The sequence below is a fragment of the Candidatus Poriferisodalis sp. genome (assembly GCF_965219595.1).
GTDB lineage: Bacteria > Actinomycetota > Acidimicrobiia > Acidimicrobiales > Poriferisodalaceae > Poriferisodalis.
In genome coordinates, this window is sequence record NZ_OZ244781.1 from 2,486,169 (window position 1) to 2,502,897 (window position 16,729).

The window sequence follows — 16,729 nt, forward strand, 5'->3', positions numbered from 1 at the left end:
GGTGCGACGCGAGTCATGCCGAGTCGGTTCGCCGGCAGCATCGACCAGGCAGCGTCGTTTCCGCTCAGCCTTTAGTCGTCGCGGCTGCTCACCCGGGCCTTCAGGTTCTCGCGCCGCCCGCGGATGAGGTTCCACGTGACCCGTTCGTGCTTGGGCGAGATGCCCATGGCCTGGCGGATGATGCGCTCGTCGACATCGTCGGGCGCCGGGGTGAAGCCGATCTCGGTGGCCATCCGGACCCCGTTGCGGGCGAAGAACGACGATGCGATGCGCTCGAATTGGGCCAGCACCTCCATCTCGGGCTCCAGCTCGCCGGTGACCGAGCAGAGGTAGGCGAAGTTCTTGATGAACAGCATCAACTCCTTGGGAATGCGAGCGCCGTTCGCCAGCAGCCCCGAGATGAGCGCCCGGAACTCGGCAGTGAACTCGTCTTCGGTGAGCTCGAGTGGGTCGAAGCCGGGCCGGTCCAGGCGCAGGTCGGCAATGACTCGCTCGGGGTTGCTGCCAGGTCCGAACGCACCCAGGTCGATCATGCCGGCTACCTGCGATTGCAGGTCACCCGTCAGCAGACCGACCACATAGCGCAGGAAGGCAACTCGCTTGGGCCCTTCGAGCCGGCCGGTGATGCCGAAATCGACGAGCCCGATGACGGGCGGCTGGCCCTGTGGCGTGCCTTCGGTGTCGATGAACACGTTCCCGGCGTGGAAGTCGCCGTGGAAGACGCCTGTCATGCACGCGCCGTGCAGCAGCGCATCGTTCATCTGGCGGAAGATGGCAGCAGCTTCGCCGTCGGCCAGATCCTCCGACCGGAGTTCGCTCAGCGGCCGGCCTGCTACCGGGCTCATCACGATCACTCGCTCGGTGACGCCGTCGAGCACCGGTTCGGGCACCTGCCAGCGGCCGCTAGTCGTAGCCCGCAGCGCACGGTCGACTTCGAAGAGGTTCGCCACCTCGACTCGGAAGTCGAGCTCTTCGGTGATGGTCTCTGCGAACAGTTCCACGAGCGCGGGCGGGTTGGCCAGCGCTGTGATCGGGATGCGACCCACGAGCTTCGGCGCCAGCCACGCCAGCACCGCCAGGTCGCGCTCGACGCGCCGTCGGATGCCAGGTCGCTGTACCTTCACCATGACCGGTGTGTCGTCCGGCAGCAGCGCCGCGTGCACCTGCGCAATCGACGCGGCAGCCGTCGCCTCCATATCGAATGCAGCGAACCGCGAATCGATGTCGCCCAGCTCAGCCTCGACGACCTCGCGGATCGCAGACCATGGCTCGGCAGGCACCTGGTCGCGGCACAGGCGGCACTCGGCCACGAGCGCATCGGGGAACACGCCCTCGCCGGCCGCGATCAGCTGTGCCAGCTTGATGTACGCGGGGCCGAGCTTGGTCGCCGCCAGCCGCAGCCGCCGGTAGATCTGCTCCCGCCGCTCGTCGGGATCGAGTCGCCGGTCCAGCAAACGTCCGGCGTAGACGGCCCAGCCGATGCGAGCCGCCGTGACTGCAAGGCGAAAAACAGGAGGGAACTTCGGGCGCGTGATCAGTGCGGGCACGCTGTCGTGGATCGCCCGGCGAATCGGGGCTATCGAGGCGAGATAGCGGTCGCGCTCGGCGGATGTTCCAAGATCTGTCCGGACATCGGCGGGCGGCAGCGTCCCGGCCGGAACGCGTTCGGTCAGCGGTGGCGCATTCAATCGCAGGTGCATGCGAGACGGCCCCCAGATGCCCAGCGAGAGCGGCTTCCACTGCACGGGCTCGCTGAGCTCGAAGCTCTCGACACGCTCGACGAAGACGCGCAGTGCCTCCTGCAACTCCGCCCGCGCCAGGAATGCACCTAGGCAGTGGTGTGCGCCGCTGCCGAATGCGAGATGCGGGTGCTCGCGCGGGAGCGCTGCATCAAAGTCATACGGATCGAAGCGGTGCTGGTGTGGGTGATCGGGGTGTGCGATTTCCTCACCGTTGAGTGCTGACGTCGCGGGGTCGTTTGCCGCGTGAGCCGGACAACCGCCGCTGAGGCTGGCGGCGTGCAGGCCGATCATCACGACGGTGCCCGCGGGGAACAGCAGATCGTTCACCACGACATCGGTGGTCGCGATGCGCATCGCCGTGCGTACCGCCCCGATGTAGCGCAGCGATTCCTCCACATAGGCCGGGATCCGATCCGGATCGGCCCGAAGCGCTGCGTACTGCTCCGGCCTGTCGGCCAGCACCGCCAAAGTGGCGCCGAGTTGGTTGCGCGTCGTGTCGGTGCCGGCGATCAGTAACGCCTCGACCATGCCGATGAGCTCGTCTTCGCTCAGCCGATCGCCCTCGTCAGACACACCAATCAGCTCAGTGAGCAGATCGTCGGCCGGTTCGGCCCGCCGGCGCTCGATCAGGTCGACGACGTATGCGCCGAGTTCGGCTTGGGCTGTCGCGATGTCGCCGAGCCTGCTCACGACGGCCTCGGCGTCGCCGTCGAAGAGCCCGAAGATGGTCTCGGCCCATCGGCCGAACCGGCCCCAGTCGTCATCGGTCACGCCCAGCAGGCGGCAGATGACCGGTACCGGGTAGGGGTCGCACAGCTCCGAGACGATCTCGCCCCCGCCGCCGGCCAACAGCGGTTCGAGCAGTCTCGTGGCGTGGGTGGCCATGAAGGGCCGGAGCCGGTCCGCAGCAGCGGGAGTGAAAGCACGACCGAAGAGCCGTCGCAGGCGGCGGTGATCGTCGCCTTCGAGCGACAGCACATTCGGCCGGGCGCGCATGGCCTCGCCGCCGGTGCTGACCGGTGCGTCCTGGCGAGCCCGCGCCATCAGCGCGTTGAAGTTCACCGTCGTACGCCGCGCGCTGTCCGTCCCACCGCCGTCTCGCCCATTGCCGTCGAACCCAGTGCCATCGAGCATGGCGACGCCCGCCAGCATCGAGATCCAAGCTGGATCACGCAGGATCGTCCGGGCCTCGTCGTAGCCGTGGACGAACAGCCCGAACGGGGTGCTCACGATCCAGTCGCCGGTGCGGCCGAGTTCACGGCTCATTGCCACCAGATCGGCAAACTCACCGATTGCGAAGTCGGCGAAGGGAACGGCTCCTTCGTCGTCGACCGAGCGGGTCGATGCTCGCTGCGGTTCGGGCGCTGTAGCAGTGCTGCTCACGACCCCTATCTCATCATGCACACCGCCCGCTTCCACCGCGCACTGTCTCGCCACGGGCCAGCCGTCACGACAGACTGACTCCGTGCAGCAGTTCCGCCGGTTGACGGCGATGAGCGCCGTCGCGGTGGTCTTGGTGGGCTGCTCGGTCCAGGAATCCACCCGCAGCGGCGGTCTCATCGCGCCAACCGGTCCCCCCGTGACAGCGACCTCGCCTGCGTCCGCGGTCGTGACAGTGGTCGGCGAGTCGATCGACGCCCCCTCTGCGTCAGCCCTCGGGCCCGTCGAGTCGCCCGCCGAGCCCTCGGCGCTGACGGACGAACAGAGCAGCGAGACCAGCGCCCCGGCCGAGACGCTCGCGTCGCCCGCCGAACCTGATCCGTCTGCGGACGCTCGAGCGGTGCTCGCCGCGGCCGACCCGCCAGAGGGCTTCGGCGAGGGTGTGCTGGGCGTGACCGGGCCGGCAGGCCTGCGCGTATGGCCGGTCATTGTCGCGGACACCCCGCAATCCCGACAGCGCGGGCTGATGGGCGTGGCCGACTTCGCAGCGCTCGGGGGCTACGCCGCCATGGTGTTCATCTTCGAAGGGGACACCTCAGGCGCGTTCTGGATGCGCAACACACCGCTTCCGCTGCGGATCACCTTCGTCTCTGCGAGCGGTTCCGTGGTCTCAGCGACCGACATGGTGCCGTGCCTGGCACCGACGCCACCCGAAGAATGCGAGCGCTATCACCCTGATGGCCCGTATCGCATCGCGATCGAGCATCCGCTCAGTCCGGCTTTCGACATCGGTCTCCCCTCGGCCGAGTTCGTCGAAGTGACCGTCGAGTAGTGCCGGGACATGCGCGCATGACACACGTGCGACGGCAACCGGATGGCGCCGTCGGCCAACTACGCTGCGATGCCGCGGCCGCTTCGTGCGCCACTGCGCAGCCGACATGACAGGAGTTGGATCGGGACCATGCTGAGATTTGCCGAGGAAATTCTGCTCCTGCTGCTGCGAGACGATGACGGCAAGCTGATCCACGTGCCCGAGCGCACGCTCGACAGGGTGATTGCCGGCTCGGTGCTCATGGATCTGGCGATGGAGAATCGGATCGACACCGATCTCGAGAAGCTCATGCTGATCGACTCGACGCCGATCGGCGACGGCCTGCTGGATCCCACGCTGGCTCATATCGCCGCTCAGCAGGCCGAGGGCGACTCGCGCTACTGGGTGGAGTTCGTGGCCTCGCGAGCCGAGGGCATCCGCGAAGAGGCATTCGCCCGTCTGATCGATCGGGGCATTCTCGAGCGCAAGGACGACCGTCACCTGTGGGTGTTCCGATCCCGCCGCTACCCGATGGTCGACGGCCAGGCCGAGCGCGAGGTGAAGCTGCGCATCATGGGCGTGCTGTTCAGCGACGAGATCCCCAGCCCGCGAGACGTCGTGATCATCGCGTTGGTGGATGCATGCGGCATCTTCGGCGAGCTGCTGTCCAAGCCGGAGCTGGAGCAGGCAGCACCGCGCATCGAGCAGGTGCGCAAGCTCGACCTGATCGGTCAGGCCATGACCTCAGCCATTCGCGACATCGAAATGTGGCTGGCCAGCTCCACGGTCAGCCGCTTCATGCTCTAGGCGAATCAGCGCGACGCCCCGGGCGCGGGCGCACGGTCGGCTCAGCCGTCCTCGAGGGTCTCGCTGCCGCGGTACATGGCTTGCCGGCGGACGCCGGTCACGTAGGTCTGCACCGCATCGTCGGCTGGAGTGCGCCCAGCATCCCACCGGCCCCAGTGGATGAGTTGGTCGAGCGGGTGGCGGTAGCGAGACTCGGCACGACGGTGCGGCCAGCCGATCGGAATGGTGGCAACTGGCACGAGGGGATCCGGCACGCCGAGCAGTTCGCGCAACTCCCGAGCAGTGGTGTCCTCGCCGCCGCCGCTCAGCCACGCGGTCGTCAAGCCGTACGCGGCAGCCGCCAGGTGCATGTTCTGCGCGGCGGCGCCCACAGATGCAAGCAGGATCTTCTCGTTGTTGGCGGCGTACTCGTCGCCCCAGCCGTCGTGGTCACTGACCGGGTACGAGTCGACCCAACGGGGATCGCAGAACAGCAGCACGATGGCCAGCGAATTGTGCAGCCAGTGCTTCTTGTGGACGTGCGGGAAGCCCCGGCAGTGCTCCACCAGCCGGTCAGCCTGGCGTACGAACACATCTGATACAGCCAGCACATCGGCCCGCTCCGCAGCCACGACAAAGTGCCACGGCTGCGTATTCGCGCCCGACGGCGCCCACCGCCCGGCCTCGCAGATGCCGCGCAGCACCTCGGCGGGCAGCGGCTCCGGCGGCGGCTCGAAGCTGCGCACCGACCGCCGCAGCCGCAGCACCTCCATGAGGGCATCGAAACGCGGGGCCGTCAGGTCGTCGTTGCTGGGCACATCCCCCGCCATGCCTGCAAGTTACTTCTGGACCCGATGCGCACCGTCGTTGCGGCCGTCGACTGCGCACGCATGTGACCCCTTCTAGAGTCGCGATATGGCCACTGACTCCTTCGATCCGGCGCAGATCCCGCTCACCGAGCTCGACGCTGCCTATGCCGCGATCATGGGTGAGATCGTGGCCACCGGCGTTGCGCCTCACTACGCCGAACTCGCCCGCACGCTGGATATGGCACCCCTGCGGGCCAAGGCGGTCATCAGCCGGATCATCGACCTCACGCCGGGCTGGCTGCATCCCGGCACCGAGTACATCGCATCGTTCCCGCCGTTCAACAACCAGCCCACCCAGTACCGGGTGAGCGTCGACGGCGAGCAGCGCTGGTTCGCCCAGTGCGGTTTCGAGGCGCTGGCCTGCCGCTGGCTGCTTCCGGGCCAGACCGTGACCGTGGATGCGCCGTGCCTGCTCGGCGGCGAACCGCTGCAGATCGTGATGCGCGACGAGGAGATCCTCTCCGTCGACCCGCCCACCATGGTCGGCTACACCCGCAGCATGGTCGGCGGCGATGCCGCCACCCGGCCTTTCCGCTGAGCGGGCATGAACCTCTTCCGGTCGGAAGAGCACGCCCTCGAATGGGAGGAATTCGACCACCGCACATCGCACCTGCTGCGGCCTGTGGAGTGGTGGGCCGACACGTTTGCCTCACCGATGTTCCGCGCGCGAGCCCGCAGCGACTTCATCACCTGGGCGACCGGTCCCGAGGGCGCAGCAGCGTTCGGCGAGTTGCGGGAACGGCTGACGCCGGTGCGCCCGGACGTGAAGGCCACCACGGCGGCGGCGATGGAGCTGAGCAAGGTCGACGTCAGCGTGGTCGATGGGGCGTCGCCCGACGACCGCAGCGTCGAGCAGCAGCTGTTCGGGGAATGGCCCGCGGCAGTACCGGTCGAGATCGCCCGGCACTGGCGCAATACCGCGAGGGCGATGATCGTGGCCATCCCCGCCGACTCGCTGCCCGATGTCGACGCGCAGCTATGGACCGAGACTCGACGATCGGCGGTGCGCGACGTCCAGGCAGCCACCGGCTGGCTCGCCCGGGCCGATGTGCGCGCCGGTGATGTGCGGCTCACTCATCGGCTGGCGCAGATGGGATGGCAGGGCGAAGTAGCCGATCAGCCCGCGTGGACTGCCATGGAGCAGTCCGCCCGGGCGATCCTCAAGTGCAGGGCGTTGGCTGAGCTGACCTGACCGGTGTTAGCCCGCCAATGCCAGCACAGCGTTCAGGGTGGCCTGGGCGCCGGCTGTTGCGTGCTCTGGGAGGATCGACTCGGCTTCGTTGTGCGACAGCCCGTCAGCGCACGGAATGAACAGCATCCCGGTGGGCGCAACCATGGACACGTAGCAAGCGTCGTGGCCGGCCCCTGACGTGATGTCGACCGGCTCGAAACCGGCCGCCGAGGCGCCTTCCCGCACTGCATCCACCACTGCGGGGTCGAACACGATCGGCGGCGAGTACCAGATCGGGGTGATCTGCGGTCGGGGGAGCGAACGGCCGCTGGGTTGGCTGACGCCGCTCGATGCGGCGCTGGGTTGGCTGACGCCGCTCGATGCGGCGCTGGGCTGCGGTCCGAAAGCACCACTCTCGGCGAACGCCAGCAGCTCACGGTGCATGGCTTCCAGCTCGTCAGCGGCGGGATGGCGCAGGTCGACCGTCAGCGAGACCGAGCCGGCCACGGTGTTGCGCGAACCGGTGCCGACCGTGAGCGTGCCGACAGTGGCGCGACCCTCCGGTGCGCGGCGGGCTGCGATCTCGTCGGCCTCGCACACCAGCCGCGCGGCGGCCACCATCGCATCAGCGCGGTGCTCCATCGGCGTGCTGCCGGCGTGCGCCGACTGGCCGTCGATCGACACGTCGTACCAGCGGATGCCCTGCACCCCGGTCACGGTGCCGAGCGTCACGTCCGCGGCTTCCAGGATCGGGCCCTGCTCGATGTGCGGTTCGATGTAGTGCCCGATCGACCGGCGACCTGCTCCGTCAGGAGCACCGCACGGCTCGTCGCCCGCGTAGCCGATGCGCGCCAGCTCGCCGCCGAGCGTGGTGCCGTCCACCCCTGGGGCGGCCAGCCCCTCGTCCAGGCTGAATGCCCCGGCGTAGACGCCAGAGCCGATCATCGCAGGCGGGAAGCGCGCTCCCTCCTCGTTGGTCCACGACACGACTTCAATGGGCGCTGCGGTGCTGATGTCGTGATCGTGGAGCACACGCAGCACTTCGAGGCCCACCATCACGCCGTAGGCGCCGTCGTACTTGCCGCCGGTGGGCTGGCTGTCGAGATGGCTGCCCACCACCACCGGCGCCCGCCGCGGATCGGTGCCCTCCCTGCGGGCAAACACGTTTCCCATCTGGTCGACATGAACAGTGCAGCCCAGCTCCCGCGCCCATGCCACGAACTGGTCGCGCCCCGCCCGGTCCTCGTCGGTCAGCGCTACACGGGCGACTCCGCCGGCGGCCGTGGCGCCGATCTCTGCCAGGGAATGAAGCGTCTCCCACAAACGCTCGCCGCTCACCGGGTACGGGCTCGTGCTCACCGTCGTCACCTCCGTGGCTCAGTTGAACGGGTGCGCGGAGGGCGGCATCGGGGACGGGAGGGCCGTATGACCCATGAGGGCCTCGTCGACTGCCGCGGCGCACGCTCGGCCCTCCGCGATTGCCCACACGATCAGGCTCTGCCCACGGCCCATGTCGCCGCACACCCACACACCGTCGACGCTGGTGCGGTAGTCCTCGTCGCGCACCACGTTGGAGCGCGCATCGGTCTCCACGCCGAGCTGGGCCAGCAAGCCCTCCTGCTGGGGCCCGAGAAATCCCATCGCCAGCAGCACCAGATCGCATACGAGCTCGAAGTCGCTGCCTTCGACCTTGGCGAACCGACCGTCGCTGAATACCACCTCGTGTGCCCGCAGTGCTCGCACTGCACCGGCGTCGTTTCCCAGGAACTCTTCGGTGTTCACCGAATAGACGCGCTCGCCGCCTTCCTCGTGCGCCGAGGATGTCCGGTAGATCATCGGATAGGTCGGCCACGGGTTGGCCGAGTCCCTCTCGTCGGGCGGTCGCGGCAAGATCTCGAACTGGTGCACCGACGCAGCGCCCTGGCGATGTGCGGTACCCAGGCAATCGGCACCTGTGTCGCCGCCGCCGATGATCACCACATGCTTGCCTGCGGCGTTGATCGGAACCTCGGCCGGGTCGAGGTCTCCCTCTTGGGCCTTGTTGGCCCACGGCAGGTACTCCATTGCCTGGTGTATCCCATTGAGTTCGCGACCCGGGATCGGCAGATCGCGCCACGCCGTCGCGCCGCCGGCCAGCACCAGTGCGTCGAAATCTGCTTGCAGATCCGCCACAGGAATGTCCACACCGACCTCCACGCCAGTGCGGAACTTCGTGCCCTCTGCGCTCATCTGGTCGAGCCGTCGCTCGATGTGGCGCTTTTCCATCTTGAACTCGGGGATGCCGTACCGGAGCAGGCCGCCGAGCCGATCGGCACGCTCGAACACCGTGACGTCATGGCCGGCACGGGTCAGCTGCTGCGCCGCAGCCAGGCCTGCAGGCCCCGAACCCACCACCGCCACGCTGCGACCCGTGCGCGAGGCGGGCAGTTCGGGGCGGACCCAGCCCATCTCGAAGGCCTTGTCGATGATCGCGACCTCGACCTGCTTGATCGTGACCGGGTCGGCGTTGATGCCCAGCACGCATGCGCCCTCGCACGGTGCCGGGCACAGCCTGCCGGTGAACTCGGGGAAGTTGTTGGTGGCGTGCAGTCGCTCGATGGCGTCGTGCCAGCGATCGCGGTACACGAGATCGTTCCAGTCCGGGATGATGTTGCCCAGCGGGCAGCCCGAGTTGCAGAACGGCACACCGCAGTCCATGCAGCGGCTGGCCTGGGTGCGCAAGTCTTCGTCGGCGAATGGCTCGTACACCTCGCGCCAATCGCGGAGGCGCACCGGCACCGGGCGCCGCGTCGGCAGCTCCCGGTCGTGCCGCATGAATCCCCGGATATCACCCATCTAGATCACCCATGCAGATCAGCCATGCGCAGCCCCTGTGCCTGTCTGGCGGCGGCTGCGCCGAGCGAACGGACGCGATTCCTAGCCATGCGCAGCTGCCATGACTGCCTCGTCGGGGTCTTGGCCGAGCTCGGCCGCTGCCGCCCGCGCTTCGAGCACGCGCCGGTAGTCCTTCGGCATCACTTTGCGGAAGCTGCGCACCTCGCTGTGCCAGCGACCCAGGATGCGCCCCGCCGGCGCCGAATCAGTCTCGGCGAGGTGATGGCGCAGCACCGTGCGCACCGTCTCGGCGTCGGCGTCGTCGAGCTGGGGTTCGAGGTCGACCATCTCGGCATTCAGGTTCCGCCAGAAGACATCGTCGGGGTCGTAAACGAATGCCATCCCGCCCGACATGCCCGCGCCGAAATTGCGGCCGACGCCGCCGAGCACCACCACCATGCCGCCCGTCATGTACTCACACGCGTGGTCGCCCACTCCCTCAACGACGGCGGTCGCTCCGGAGTTGCGCACGCAGAAGCGTTCGCCGACCGTGCCGCGGATGTACGCCTCGCCGCCGGTTGCGCCGTACAGGATGACGTTCCCGGCGATGATGTTGTCCTCGGCCACAAAATCCGGGTGTGTGTCCCTCGGCGGTCGTACCACCAGGCGCCCGCCAGACAGCCCCTTGCCGAGGTAGTCGTTGGCGTCGCCGTAGAGCCGCATCGTGAGACCATGCGGCACGAATGCGCCGAAGCTCTGCCCGGCCGACCCGTTGAAGGTGAAATCGACCGTGTCGTCAGGCAGGCCGTCGCCGCCGTGGGCAGCAGTGATGCGGTGGCCGAGCATGGTGCCGACGGTCCTGTTCACGTTGCTGATCGGCAGCTCTGCCCGCACCAATTCTCGGCGCTGGATTGCGGGTGCCGCCAACTCGACAAGCTGCTGGTCGAGGGCTCGCTCCAAGCCGTGGTCCTGGCTCTGCGAGCAGTAGCGATCCTGCGGCCATGGCGTCTCGGGCTCCGCCAGGATCGGCGACAGGTTCAGCCCGTGCGCCTTCCAGTGGGCAACCGCCGCGGCGGTGTCGAGCCGGTCCACCCGCCCGATGGCCTCAGGCAGCGATCGGAAGCCCAGCATTGCCAAGTACTCGCGGACTTCCTGGGCGATGTACTCGAAGTAGTTCACGACGAACTCGGGCCGTCCGCCGAAGCGCTTGCGCAGCTCGCGGTTCTGGGTAGCGACGCCTACGGGGCAGGTGTCGAGGTGGCAGACGCGCATCATGATGCAGCCCGAGACCACCAGCGGCGCTGTGGCGAAGCCGTATTCCTCGGCGCCCAGCAGTGCCGCCACGATCACGTCGCGGCCGGTCTTCAGCTGCCCGTCGGTCTGCACCACGATGCGATCCCGCAACCCATTCAGCAGGAGTGTCTGCTGCGTCTCGGCAAGGCCGAGCTCCCACGGCGCGCCCGCGTGCTTCAGCGACGTCAGCGGAGACGCCCCGGTGCCGCCGTCGTGCCCGGAGATCAGCACCACATCGGCCTTCGCTTTCGACACGCCGGCGGCCACAGTGCCCACGCCCACCTCGGCCACCAGCTTGACGTGGACCCGCGCGGCGGGGTTGGAGTTCTTGAGATCGTGGATGAGCTGCTTGAGATCCTCGATCGAATAGATGTCGTGGTGGGGCGGCGGGCTGATGAGCCCGACGCCGGGCGTCGAGTGGCGGGTCTTCGCGATCCACGGCCAGACCTTCGGCCCCGGCAGCTGCCCGCCCTCGCCGGGCTTGGCGCCTTGGGCCATCTTGATTTGCAGATCGTCGGCGTTGGTGAGGTACTCCGAGGTCACACCGAAACGCCCTGAGGCCACCTGCTTGATGGCAGAGCGTCGCAGATCGCCGTTGGGGTCCGGCACATAGCGCCGCGGGTCCTCGCCGCCCTCGCCGGTATTGGACTTGCCGCCGATGCGGTTCATGGCGATCGCCAGCGTCTCGTGCGCCTCCGCGGAGATCGAGCCGTAGCTCATCGCTCCGGTGGAGAACCGCTTCAGGATCTCGGCAACCGGTTCGACCTCGTCGATCGGGATCGGCCCGCCGGTTGCCGGACGGAGCTCGAACAGGCCCCGCAGTGTCGCCAGCTCGGTGGACTGATCATCCACCAGCTGCGTGTACTCCTTGAACACCTCGTAGCGGCCGGCGCGCGTGGAGTGCTGCAGCTTGTAGACGGTCTCGGGGTTGAACAGGTGGTACTCGCCCTCGCGCCGCCACTGGTACTCGCCGCCCGCCCACAGATCGCGGTGCGCGGCCTCGGTGGGGTTGTCGAGGTAGGCGAACCGGTGGCGCTCGGCAACTTCGGCGGCGAGCACGTCGAGACCTACGCCGTCGAGCTTGGACGTCGTCCCGCTGAAGTAGCGATCGATGAGGTCTGACCCAAGACCCACGGCCTCGAACACCTGCGCCCCGGTGTAGCTGGCCACGGTCGAGATGCCCATCTTGGACATCACCTTGAGCACGCCTTTGGTGCACGCCTTGATGTAGTTGCGTTTTGCGGTGCGCTCGTCGACTTCGGTGATGACACCGCTGCGCACCATGCCGTCGATCGATTCGAAGGCCAGGTACGGGTTGACGGCGCTCGCCCCGTAGCCCAGGAGCAATGCCATGTGGTGCACCTCGCGCGCATCGCCGCACTCGGTCACCAAGCCCACCATCGTCCGGGTCTTGTTGCGTACCAAGTGGTGGTGCACTGCGCCCGTCAGCAGCAGCGAGGGAATCGGCGCATGCTGCTCGTCGCTGTAGCGGTCCGACAGGATGATGATCCGGGAGCCGCCGGCGATGGCCTCGTCGACTTGCTCGCACACCTCTGCGATTGCTCGCTCCATGCCTGCGCCGCCGTCCGCGACCGGGTACAGGCCGTCGACGGCGAACGGCCGGTAGTGCTGATGGGCCCCCGAGTCCCCGTCTGCATGCAGGTCCTCGTCGATGTACAGGATCTTGGCGAGATCCTCATTCGACAGGATCGGGTAGGGCAGCACGATCTGGCGGCACGAATCCGGGCCGGGCTGCAGCAGGTTGCCCTCCGGGCCGATCTTGGCCTTGGTGGAGGTGACCAGTTCCTCACGGATCGCATCCAGTGGCGGGTTGGTGACCTGCGCGAACAGCTGGCTGAAGTAGTCGAACAGCAGTCTCGGCCGCTTCGACAGCACGGCGATCGGCGTGTCGGTGCCCATCGACCCGATCGGCTCCATGCCGGTGCGGGCCATGGGCGCCACCAGGATCCGCAGCTCCTCGGTGGTGTAGCCGAAGGTGCGCTGGCGCAGTGTCACTGAGGAATGCTGAGGCGTCAGGCTGAAGCGCGGTGGCAGGTCCTCCAGGTGTGCGAGCCCGTCGGCGAGCCAATCCCCATACGGCTCCGCGTTCACGAGGTCATGCTTGATCTCGTCGTCGCCCACGATGCGGCCCTGCGAGGTGTCCACCAGGAACATGCGTCCCGGCTGCAGGCGGCCCTTGCGGATGATGCGGGCTTGATCGATGTCAGCGACGCCGACCTCGGACGCCATCACGACCAGGCCATCGGCGGTGACCCAATAGCGGGACGGCCGCAATCCATTTCTGTCGAGCACCGCGCCCACGACGGTGCCGTCGGTGAAGGCGATGCTGGCCGGGCCGTCCCACGGTTCCATCAACGAGGCATGGAACTCGTAGAAGTCGTGCTTGTCCTGGGGCATGCGGGCATGGTTCTCCCATGCCTCAGGGATCATCATCAGCACGGCATGGGGGAGACTCCGCCCGCCGAGATGGAGCAGTTCGAGGACCTCGTCGAAGCTGGCGGTGTCCGATGCTCCCGGCGTGCACACCGGGTAGCTGCGCTCGAGCTGGTTCCGCCCATCGGGGTCAGCGAACAGCGGACTCGACAGCGTGCCCTCGCGCGCACGCATCCAGTTGCGGTTGCCCATGACGGTGTTGATCTCGCCGTTGTGAGCCAGCATGCGGTACGGGTGCGCGAGCGGCCATGACGGGAACGTGTTCGTGCTGAAACGCGAGTGCAGCAGGGCGAGCGCCGATTCCATGCGGGGGTCGACCAGGTCGGGATAGAACTCTGCGAACTGGCTGCAGGTCAGCATTCCCTTGTAGATGAGCGTGCGGCACGACAGCGAACCGAAGTAGGGCGCGGGATCGATCTCGTGCTCGGTGCGCTTGCGGGCGACGTACACCCGCCGTTCGAGCGCCAGCCCCTCGAGCAGATGGCCCTGTTGAGGGGACGGGGCGGCCACGAACAGCATCCGGAACACCGGCATGGGATCGGTGGCGAACTTGCCGAGCGAGGAAGGATCGGTGGGGACGTCGCGCCAGCCGAGCACCTCGAGCCCTTCGTCGACCATGATCGCTTCGATCGACGCAGCGGCTGCGTCAGGGTCGGCGCGCGGCAGGAACGCCGTGCCGGCTGCATAGCGACCGGCTGGCGGGAGCTCGAAATCGCAGACCTCGCGCAGGAACCGGTCGGGCACCCCGATGGTGATGCCGATGCCGTCACCGACGTTGGCCTCGGCGCCCGTCGCGCTGCGATGGTCGAGGTTGACGAGGCACTGCAGGGCCTGATCGACGACTGCGCGGCTCGGCACTCCGGACATGTCGGCCACGAAGCCCACGCCGCACGCGTCATGCTCGAAGGCAGGGTCGTAGAGGCCCTGTGCAGCAGGCGGCGTCGAGAACGGGCCGGTGCGTATCGCAGGACGATCTTCGGCACGTGGCGCAGTCGCAGTGTCAGCGGCCGCAGTGTCATTGATGGGCATCGGCGACGTCCAAGTGGGCTGATTGGATTCCGTGTCGGAACCCGGCGGATGCAGGGACGTCGTTGGCCCTGGAAGCGAGCAGTTTACCGGCGCGCCCGCCGTACTCGAACGGCGTCGTCGGAGGGTTCAGGTGTTGCGTCGGCAGATGGCCTGGGGTTTTCCGGCGGCGGGGTCTGCCTCGTCGGCTTTGTTGAGGTCTGCGGTGGTGGTGGGGTCGTTGTCGTTCTTGTTGTTGGGTCGCACGAATTTGGCTTGGACGTCGAGGTTGGTGTCGCTGTAGAGGATTTCGAGGCGTTCGCAGCGGGCGGTGAAGTAGAGCTCCCAGCGTTGCCAGGTGTTGTAGCGGGCATCGTCGGGGTTGGCGGTGCGGGCTTCGCGGATGACGGTGTCTGCGGCGACGTTGGCGGCTGTTGCGCGTGCGCTGGCGCCGCCGAGTTGTTCGGCGGTGTCGTCGACGACGTTTTGGACGAGGACGACGGCGAGTGCGGCGAGCCCGGCGACGGCGGCGACGATGAGCAGCCATTCGAGGGTGGTGAGCCCGGCCTCGCTGCGGGTGCGGGATGCGGTGTTCATGGGGTTCCTTTGGTTGTCGGGGCGGTGGTGATGTGGGTGCCGTGCCCGTGGACGGTGCGGGTGCCGAACAGGCCTCGCACCGGTGTCGCTGCGCCGTCGGTGGTGCAGGCGATGTGGGCGGTGACCACGGCGGCGGCGCTGTCGGGGGTGGCAGTGTGGGTGGCCCATTGGCCGTGGGGGCCGGCGGGCTGGGGTCCCCCTGTGCACAGCCGTTCGAGGCTGGGTCGGGCGGCGATGACGGCTTCGGCGGCGAGCTGTCTGGCGGTGTTCTGGTCGTACGCGGCGTCGTGGGAGTGGAAGGACCCGCAGCACACCGCAGCGGCGGTGGCGGCTTCTTGGGCTGCGAGCGTGACGGCGAGCTGGGCTTGGCCCGTGTTGCCGGCCCAGGTGATGAAAGCGACCGCTAGGGCGCACACGGGCGTGAGCGCCATGAGTTCGAGCGCGGAGGTGGATCCGCGTTCGCTGCGGGCGCCTCGGCGGCGTCGCATCGGAGGGGCTGCGTCGGCGGTCATGGCGCTTGGGGGTGCCCGAAGGCGGTGGCTGCGGTGGCTCGGTCGGCGAGCAGGCGGGCGGCGGGCCCGGTGAGGGGCGTGCAGTCGGGGAGCTTGGCTGTGCTGTCCGCGCGGGTGGTGGTTGCGGTGGCGTGTGCTTGCAGGCTGATGCCGCCCGGCCAGATCTGGCCGGGTGCCCAGCTGGTGGCAGCCCAGGGTGCGCTCACGCCGAGGCGTACGGCGTCGGCGGTGATGGTGCGGGTGCCGATGCGACAGGGCAGAGGAGCGGGGCCGTCGGCTGCGGTTGCGGCGGCGAGGCTGCTGGTGTGGTAGCCGGCGAGCCGGTCGGCGTCGATGCCGACGGTGCCGAGGCCGGCGAGCAGCGAGCGGGTGGCGGTCTCGCAGAGCGCAGCGAGAGCAGGTTCGGCTGCGGGCGTGTCGGTCGGCTCGCTTGGGGTGCCGGCGCTTGTGAGGACTGGTTCGGCCGCGTCAGCCGGTTCGGGTTCGGTCGGGTCGGTGAGGGGCGTGGGCGCGTTGGCCGGGTGGGTGGTGCAGTCGGGGTAGTACCAGTCGACCGGGCCGTGGGGTCGGTTCTGGGCGTCGCGCCAGTGGGCTGCCATGGCGGCGAGCTGGGCGGCGCTGTCGTCGAGGGCGGCTTGGGCGGCGAGCCGTTGAGGGACGGCAGCGGCGGCGACGGCCGCGAGGGCGAACGCGGGGATCATCAGGATCACCATCAGCGACACGGCGCCGCCGCGTTCGTCGCTGCGCGGTCGCTGCGGGGCGTTCATCGGGCGGGTCCGTCGAGGCGGCATGCCCAGCGGCCCTCGGGGGCGGTGCGGCCCGGTTCGTCGGGCTGCTGGGGTGCTGCGGCTGGGTCTGCTCCCTCGTCGGAGAGCGGAGGCGTCGGCGGCTCGGGGGTTCCCGCGGGGGACTGGCTGTCGGTGCCGCTGTCGGCGAGCGCGGGGATGGGCTGCCACTGCCAGCGGGCGTGCTGGACAGCGGCCGGGTAGGCGGCGGGAAGGGTCTCGCATTCGCTGCGCAGCCGTTCGAGCCGTGCGGTGGCGGCGTCTGCGGATTCGGGCGTGCCGGCGGCTTGAGCTGCGCTCGCGTCGAGGAGCGCTGCGAGCGCTCGGTCGTTGATGTGGGCGGCGGCGGTGCGCGACGCAGCGTGCGTGCTGTGTTCGCGGGGTGTGAAGGTGGTGTGGTCGGCGGTGAGCCCGTCGAGCCCGACGGCCATGGCCGCAGCGAATCCGCCTGCCGCGGCGATGACGAGCAGCCATTCGAGCGTGACCATGCCCGCTGGGTTGCGTCGTCGA

At 68.5% G+C, this 16,729-nt stretch carries 13 protein-coding genes; 4 read left to right on the forward strand and 9 right to left on the reverse strand.

Translation table 11 applies throughout. The annotated features are described in order from the left end of the window. Positions 1 to 71 precede the first annotated feature (71 nt). Positions 72 to 3,125, reverse strand: coding sequence for a cytochrome P450 (locus tag ACOQPE_RS11085; protein WP_420608970.1), 3,054 nt, complete (start codon positions 3,123 to 3,125; stop codon positions 72 to 74). Between the two features lie 82 nt (positions 3,126 to 3,207). Between ACOQPE_RS11085 and ACOQPE_RS11090 the strand changes: the two genes are divergently transcribed. Both ACOQPE_RS11090 and ACOQPE_RS11095 read left to right on the forward strand, forming a co-directional pair. After that, entirely contained in the window at positions 3,208 to 3,954 is a 747-nt protein-coding gene (locus ACOQPE_RS11090) for a DUF192 domain-containing protein (protein ID WP_420608971.1), read from the forward strand. Positions 3,955 to 4,083: 129 nt separating this feature from the next. Continuing rightward, positions 4,084 to 4,740: a GOLPH3/VPS74 family protein gene (locus ACOQPE_RS11095; protein ID WP_420608972.1), complete on the forward strand. Its 657-nt coding sequence runs from the start codon at positions 4,084 to 4,086 to the stop codon at positions 4,738 to 4,740. A gap of 41 nt (positions 4,741 to 4,781) precedes the next feature. Here the strand turns inward: ACOQPE_RS11095 and ACOQPE_RS11100 are convergent, their stop codons facing one another. Next, positions 4,782 to 5,549, reverse strand: coding sequence for a nitroreductase family protein (locus ACOQPE_RS11100; protein WP_420608973.1), 768 nt, complete (start codon positions 5,547 to 5,549; stop codon positions 4,782 to 4,784). Positions 5,550 to 5,634: 85 nt separating this feature from the next. Between ACOQPE_RS11100 and merB the strand changes: the two genes are divergently transcribed. Next, positions 5,635 to 6,126 (forward strand): organomercurial lyase, encoded by a 492-nt coding sequence (merB, locus tag ACOQPE_RS11105; RefSeq protein WP_420608974.1) that lies wholly within the window; start codon positions 5,635 to 5,637, stop codon positions 6,124 to 6,126. Positions 6,127 to 6,132: 6 nt separating this feature from the next. Beyond that, positions 6,133 to 6,780 (forward strand): hypothetical protein, encoded by a 648-nt coding sequence (locus ACOQPE_RS11110; RefSeq protein WP_420608975.1) that lies wholly within the window; start codon positions 6,133 to 6,135, stop codon positions 6,778 to 6,780. A 6-nt stretch (positions 6,781 to 6,786) separates the two neighbouring features. On the opposite strand, the gene ACOQPE_RS11115 is transcribed toward ACOQPE_RS11110, so the two are convergent. The 7 genes from ACOQPE_RS11115 to ACOQPE_RS11145 form a co-directional block, all read right to left on the reverse strand. After that, a complete protein-coding gene (locus ACOQPE_RS11115; RefSeq protein WP_420608976.1) occupies positions 6,787 to 8,118 on the reverse strand; it encodes a M20 family metallo-hydrolase in 1,332 nt (443 codons plus the stop codon). Between the two features lie 18 nt (positions 8,119 to 8,136). Continuing rightward, entirely contained in the window at positions 8,137 to 9,594 is a 1,458-nt protein-coding gene (locus tag ACOQPE_RS11120; RefSeq protein WP_420608977.1) for a glutamate synthase subunit beta, read from the reverse strand. Between the two features lie 81 nt (positions 9,595 to 9,675). Next, positions 9,676 to 14,349: a glutamate synthase large subunit gene (gltB, locus tag ACOQPE_RS11125; protein WP_420608978.1), complete on the reverse strand. Its 4,674-nt coding sequence runs from the start codon at positions 14,347 to 14,349 to the stop codon at positions 9,676 to 9,678. A gap of 126 nt (positions 14,350 to 14,475) precedes the next feature. Continuing rightward, positions 14,476 to 14,922, reverse strand: coding sequence for a hypothetical protein (locus ACOQPE_RS11130; RefSeq protein WP_420608979.1), 447 nt, complete (start codon positions 14,920 to 14,922; stop codon positions 14,476 to 14,478). Next, positions 14,919 to 15,434, reverse strand: a complete 516-nt coding sequence (locus tag ACOQPE_RS11135; protein ID WP_420608980.1) for a hypothetical protein — start codon at positions 15,432 to 15,434, stop codon at positions 14,919 to 14,921. Before ACOQPE_RS11135 ends, ACOQPE_RS11130 begins: the two co-directional genes overlap by 4 nt. Continuing rightward, positions 15,431 to 16,201 carry a hypothetical protein gene (locus ACOQPE_RS11140; protein WP_420608981.1) on the reverse strand — a complete coding sequence of 257 codons (771 nt, stop codon included), beginning with the start codon at positions 16,199 to 16,201 and terminating at the stop codon, positions 15,431 to 15,433. The genes ACOQPE_RS11135 and ACOQPE_RS11140 overlap by 4 nt, the downstream gene beginning before the upstream one ends. Beyond that, a complete protein-coding gene (locus ACOQPE_RS11145) occupies positions 16,198 to 16,707 on the reverse strand; it encodes a hypothetical protein (RefSeq protein ID WP_420608982.1) in 510 nt (169 codons plus the stop codon). The genes ACOQPE_RS11140 and ACOQPE_RS11145 overlap by 4 nt, the downstream gene beginning before the upstream one ends. Positions 16,708 to 16,729 lie beyond the last annotated feature (22 nt).

What these genes read in the sequence shown, in the direction of transcription:
- ACOQPE_RS11095 (WP_420608972.1), top strand. Translation starts at nt 4,084, where the DNA reads ATGCTGAGATTTGCCGAGGAAATTCTGCTCCTGCTGCTGCGAGACGAT.
- ACOQPE_RS11100 (WP_420608973.1), bottom strand. Translation starts at nt 5,549, where the DNA reads ATGGCGGGGGATGTGCCCAGCAACGACGACCTGACGGCCCCGCGTTTC.
- merB (WP_420608974.1), top strand. Translation starts at nt 5,635, where the DNA reads ATGGCCACTGACTCCTTCGATCCGGCGCAGATCCCGCTCACCGAGCTC.
- ACOQPE_RS11110 (WP_420608975.1), top strand. Translation starts at nt 6,133, where the DNA reads ATGAACCTCTTCCGGTCGGAAGAGCACGCCCTCGAATGGGAGGAATTC.
- ACOQPE_RS11120 (WP_420608977.1), bottom strand. Translation starts at nt 9,594, where the DNA reads ATGGGTGATATCCGGGGATTCATGCGGCACGACCGGGAGCTGCCGACG.
- gltB (WP_420608978.1), bottom strand. Translation starts at nt 14,349, where the DNA reads ATGCCCATCAATGACACTGCGGCCGCTGACACTGCGACTGCGCCACGT.
- ACOQPE_RS11130 (WP_420608979.1), bottom strand. Translation starts at nt 14,922, where the DNA reads ATGAACACCGCATCCCGCACCCGCAGCGAGGCCGGGCTCACCACCCTC.
- ACOQPE_RS11135 (WP_420608980.1), bottom strand. Translation starts at nt 15,434, where the DNA reads ATGACCGCCGACGCAGCCCCTCCGATGCGACGCCGCCGAGGCGCCCGC.
- ACOQPE_RS11140 (WP_420608981.1), bottom strand. Translation starts at nt 16,201, where the DNA reads ATGAACGCCCCGCAGCGACCGCGCAGCGACGAACGCGGCGGCGCCGTG.
- ACOQPE_RS11145 (WP_420608982.1), bottom strand. Translation starts at nt 16,707, where the DNA reads ATGGTCACGCTCGAATGGCTGCTCGTCATCGCCGCGGCAGGCGGATTC.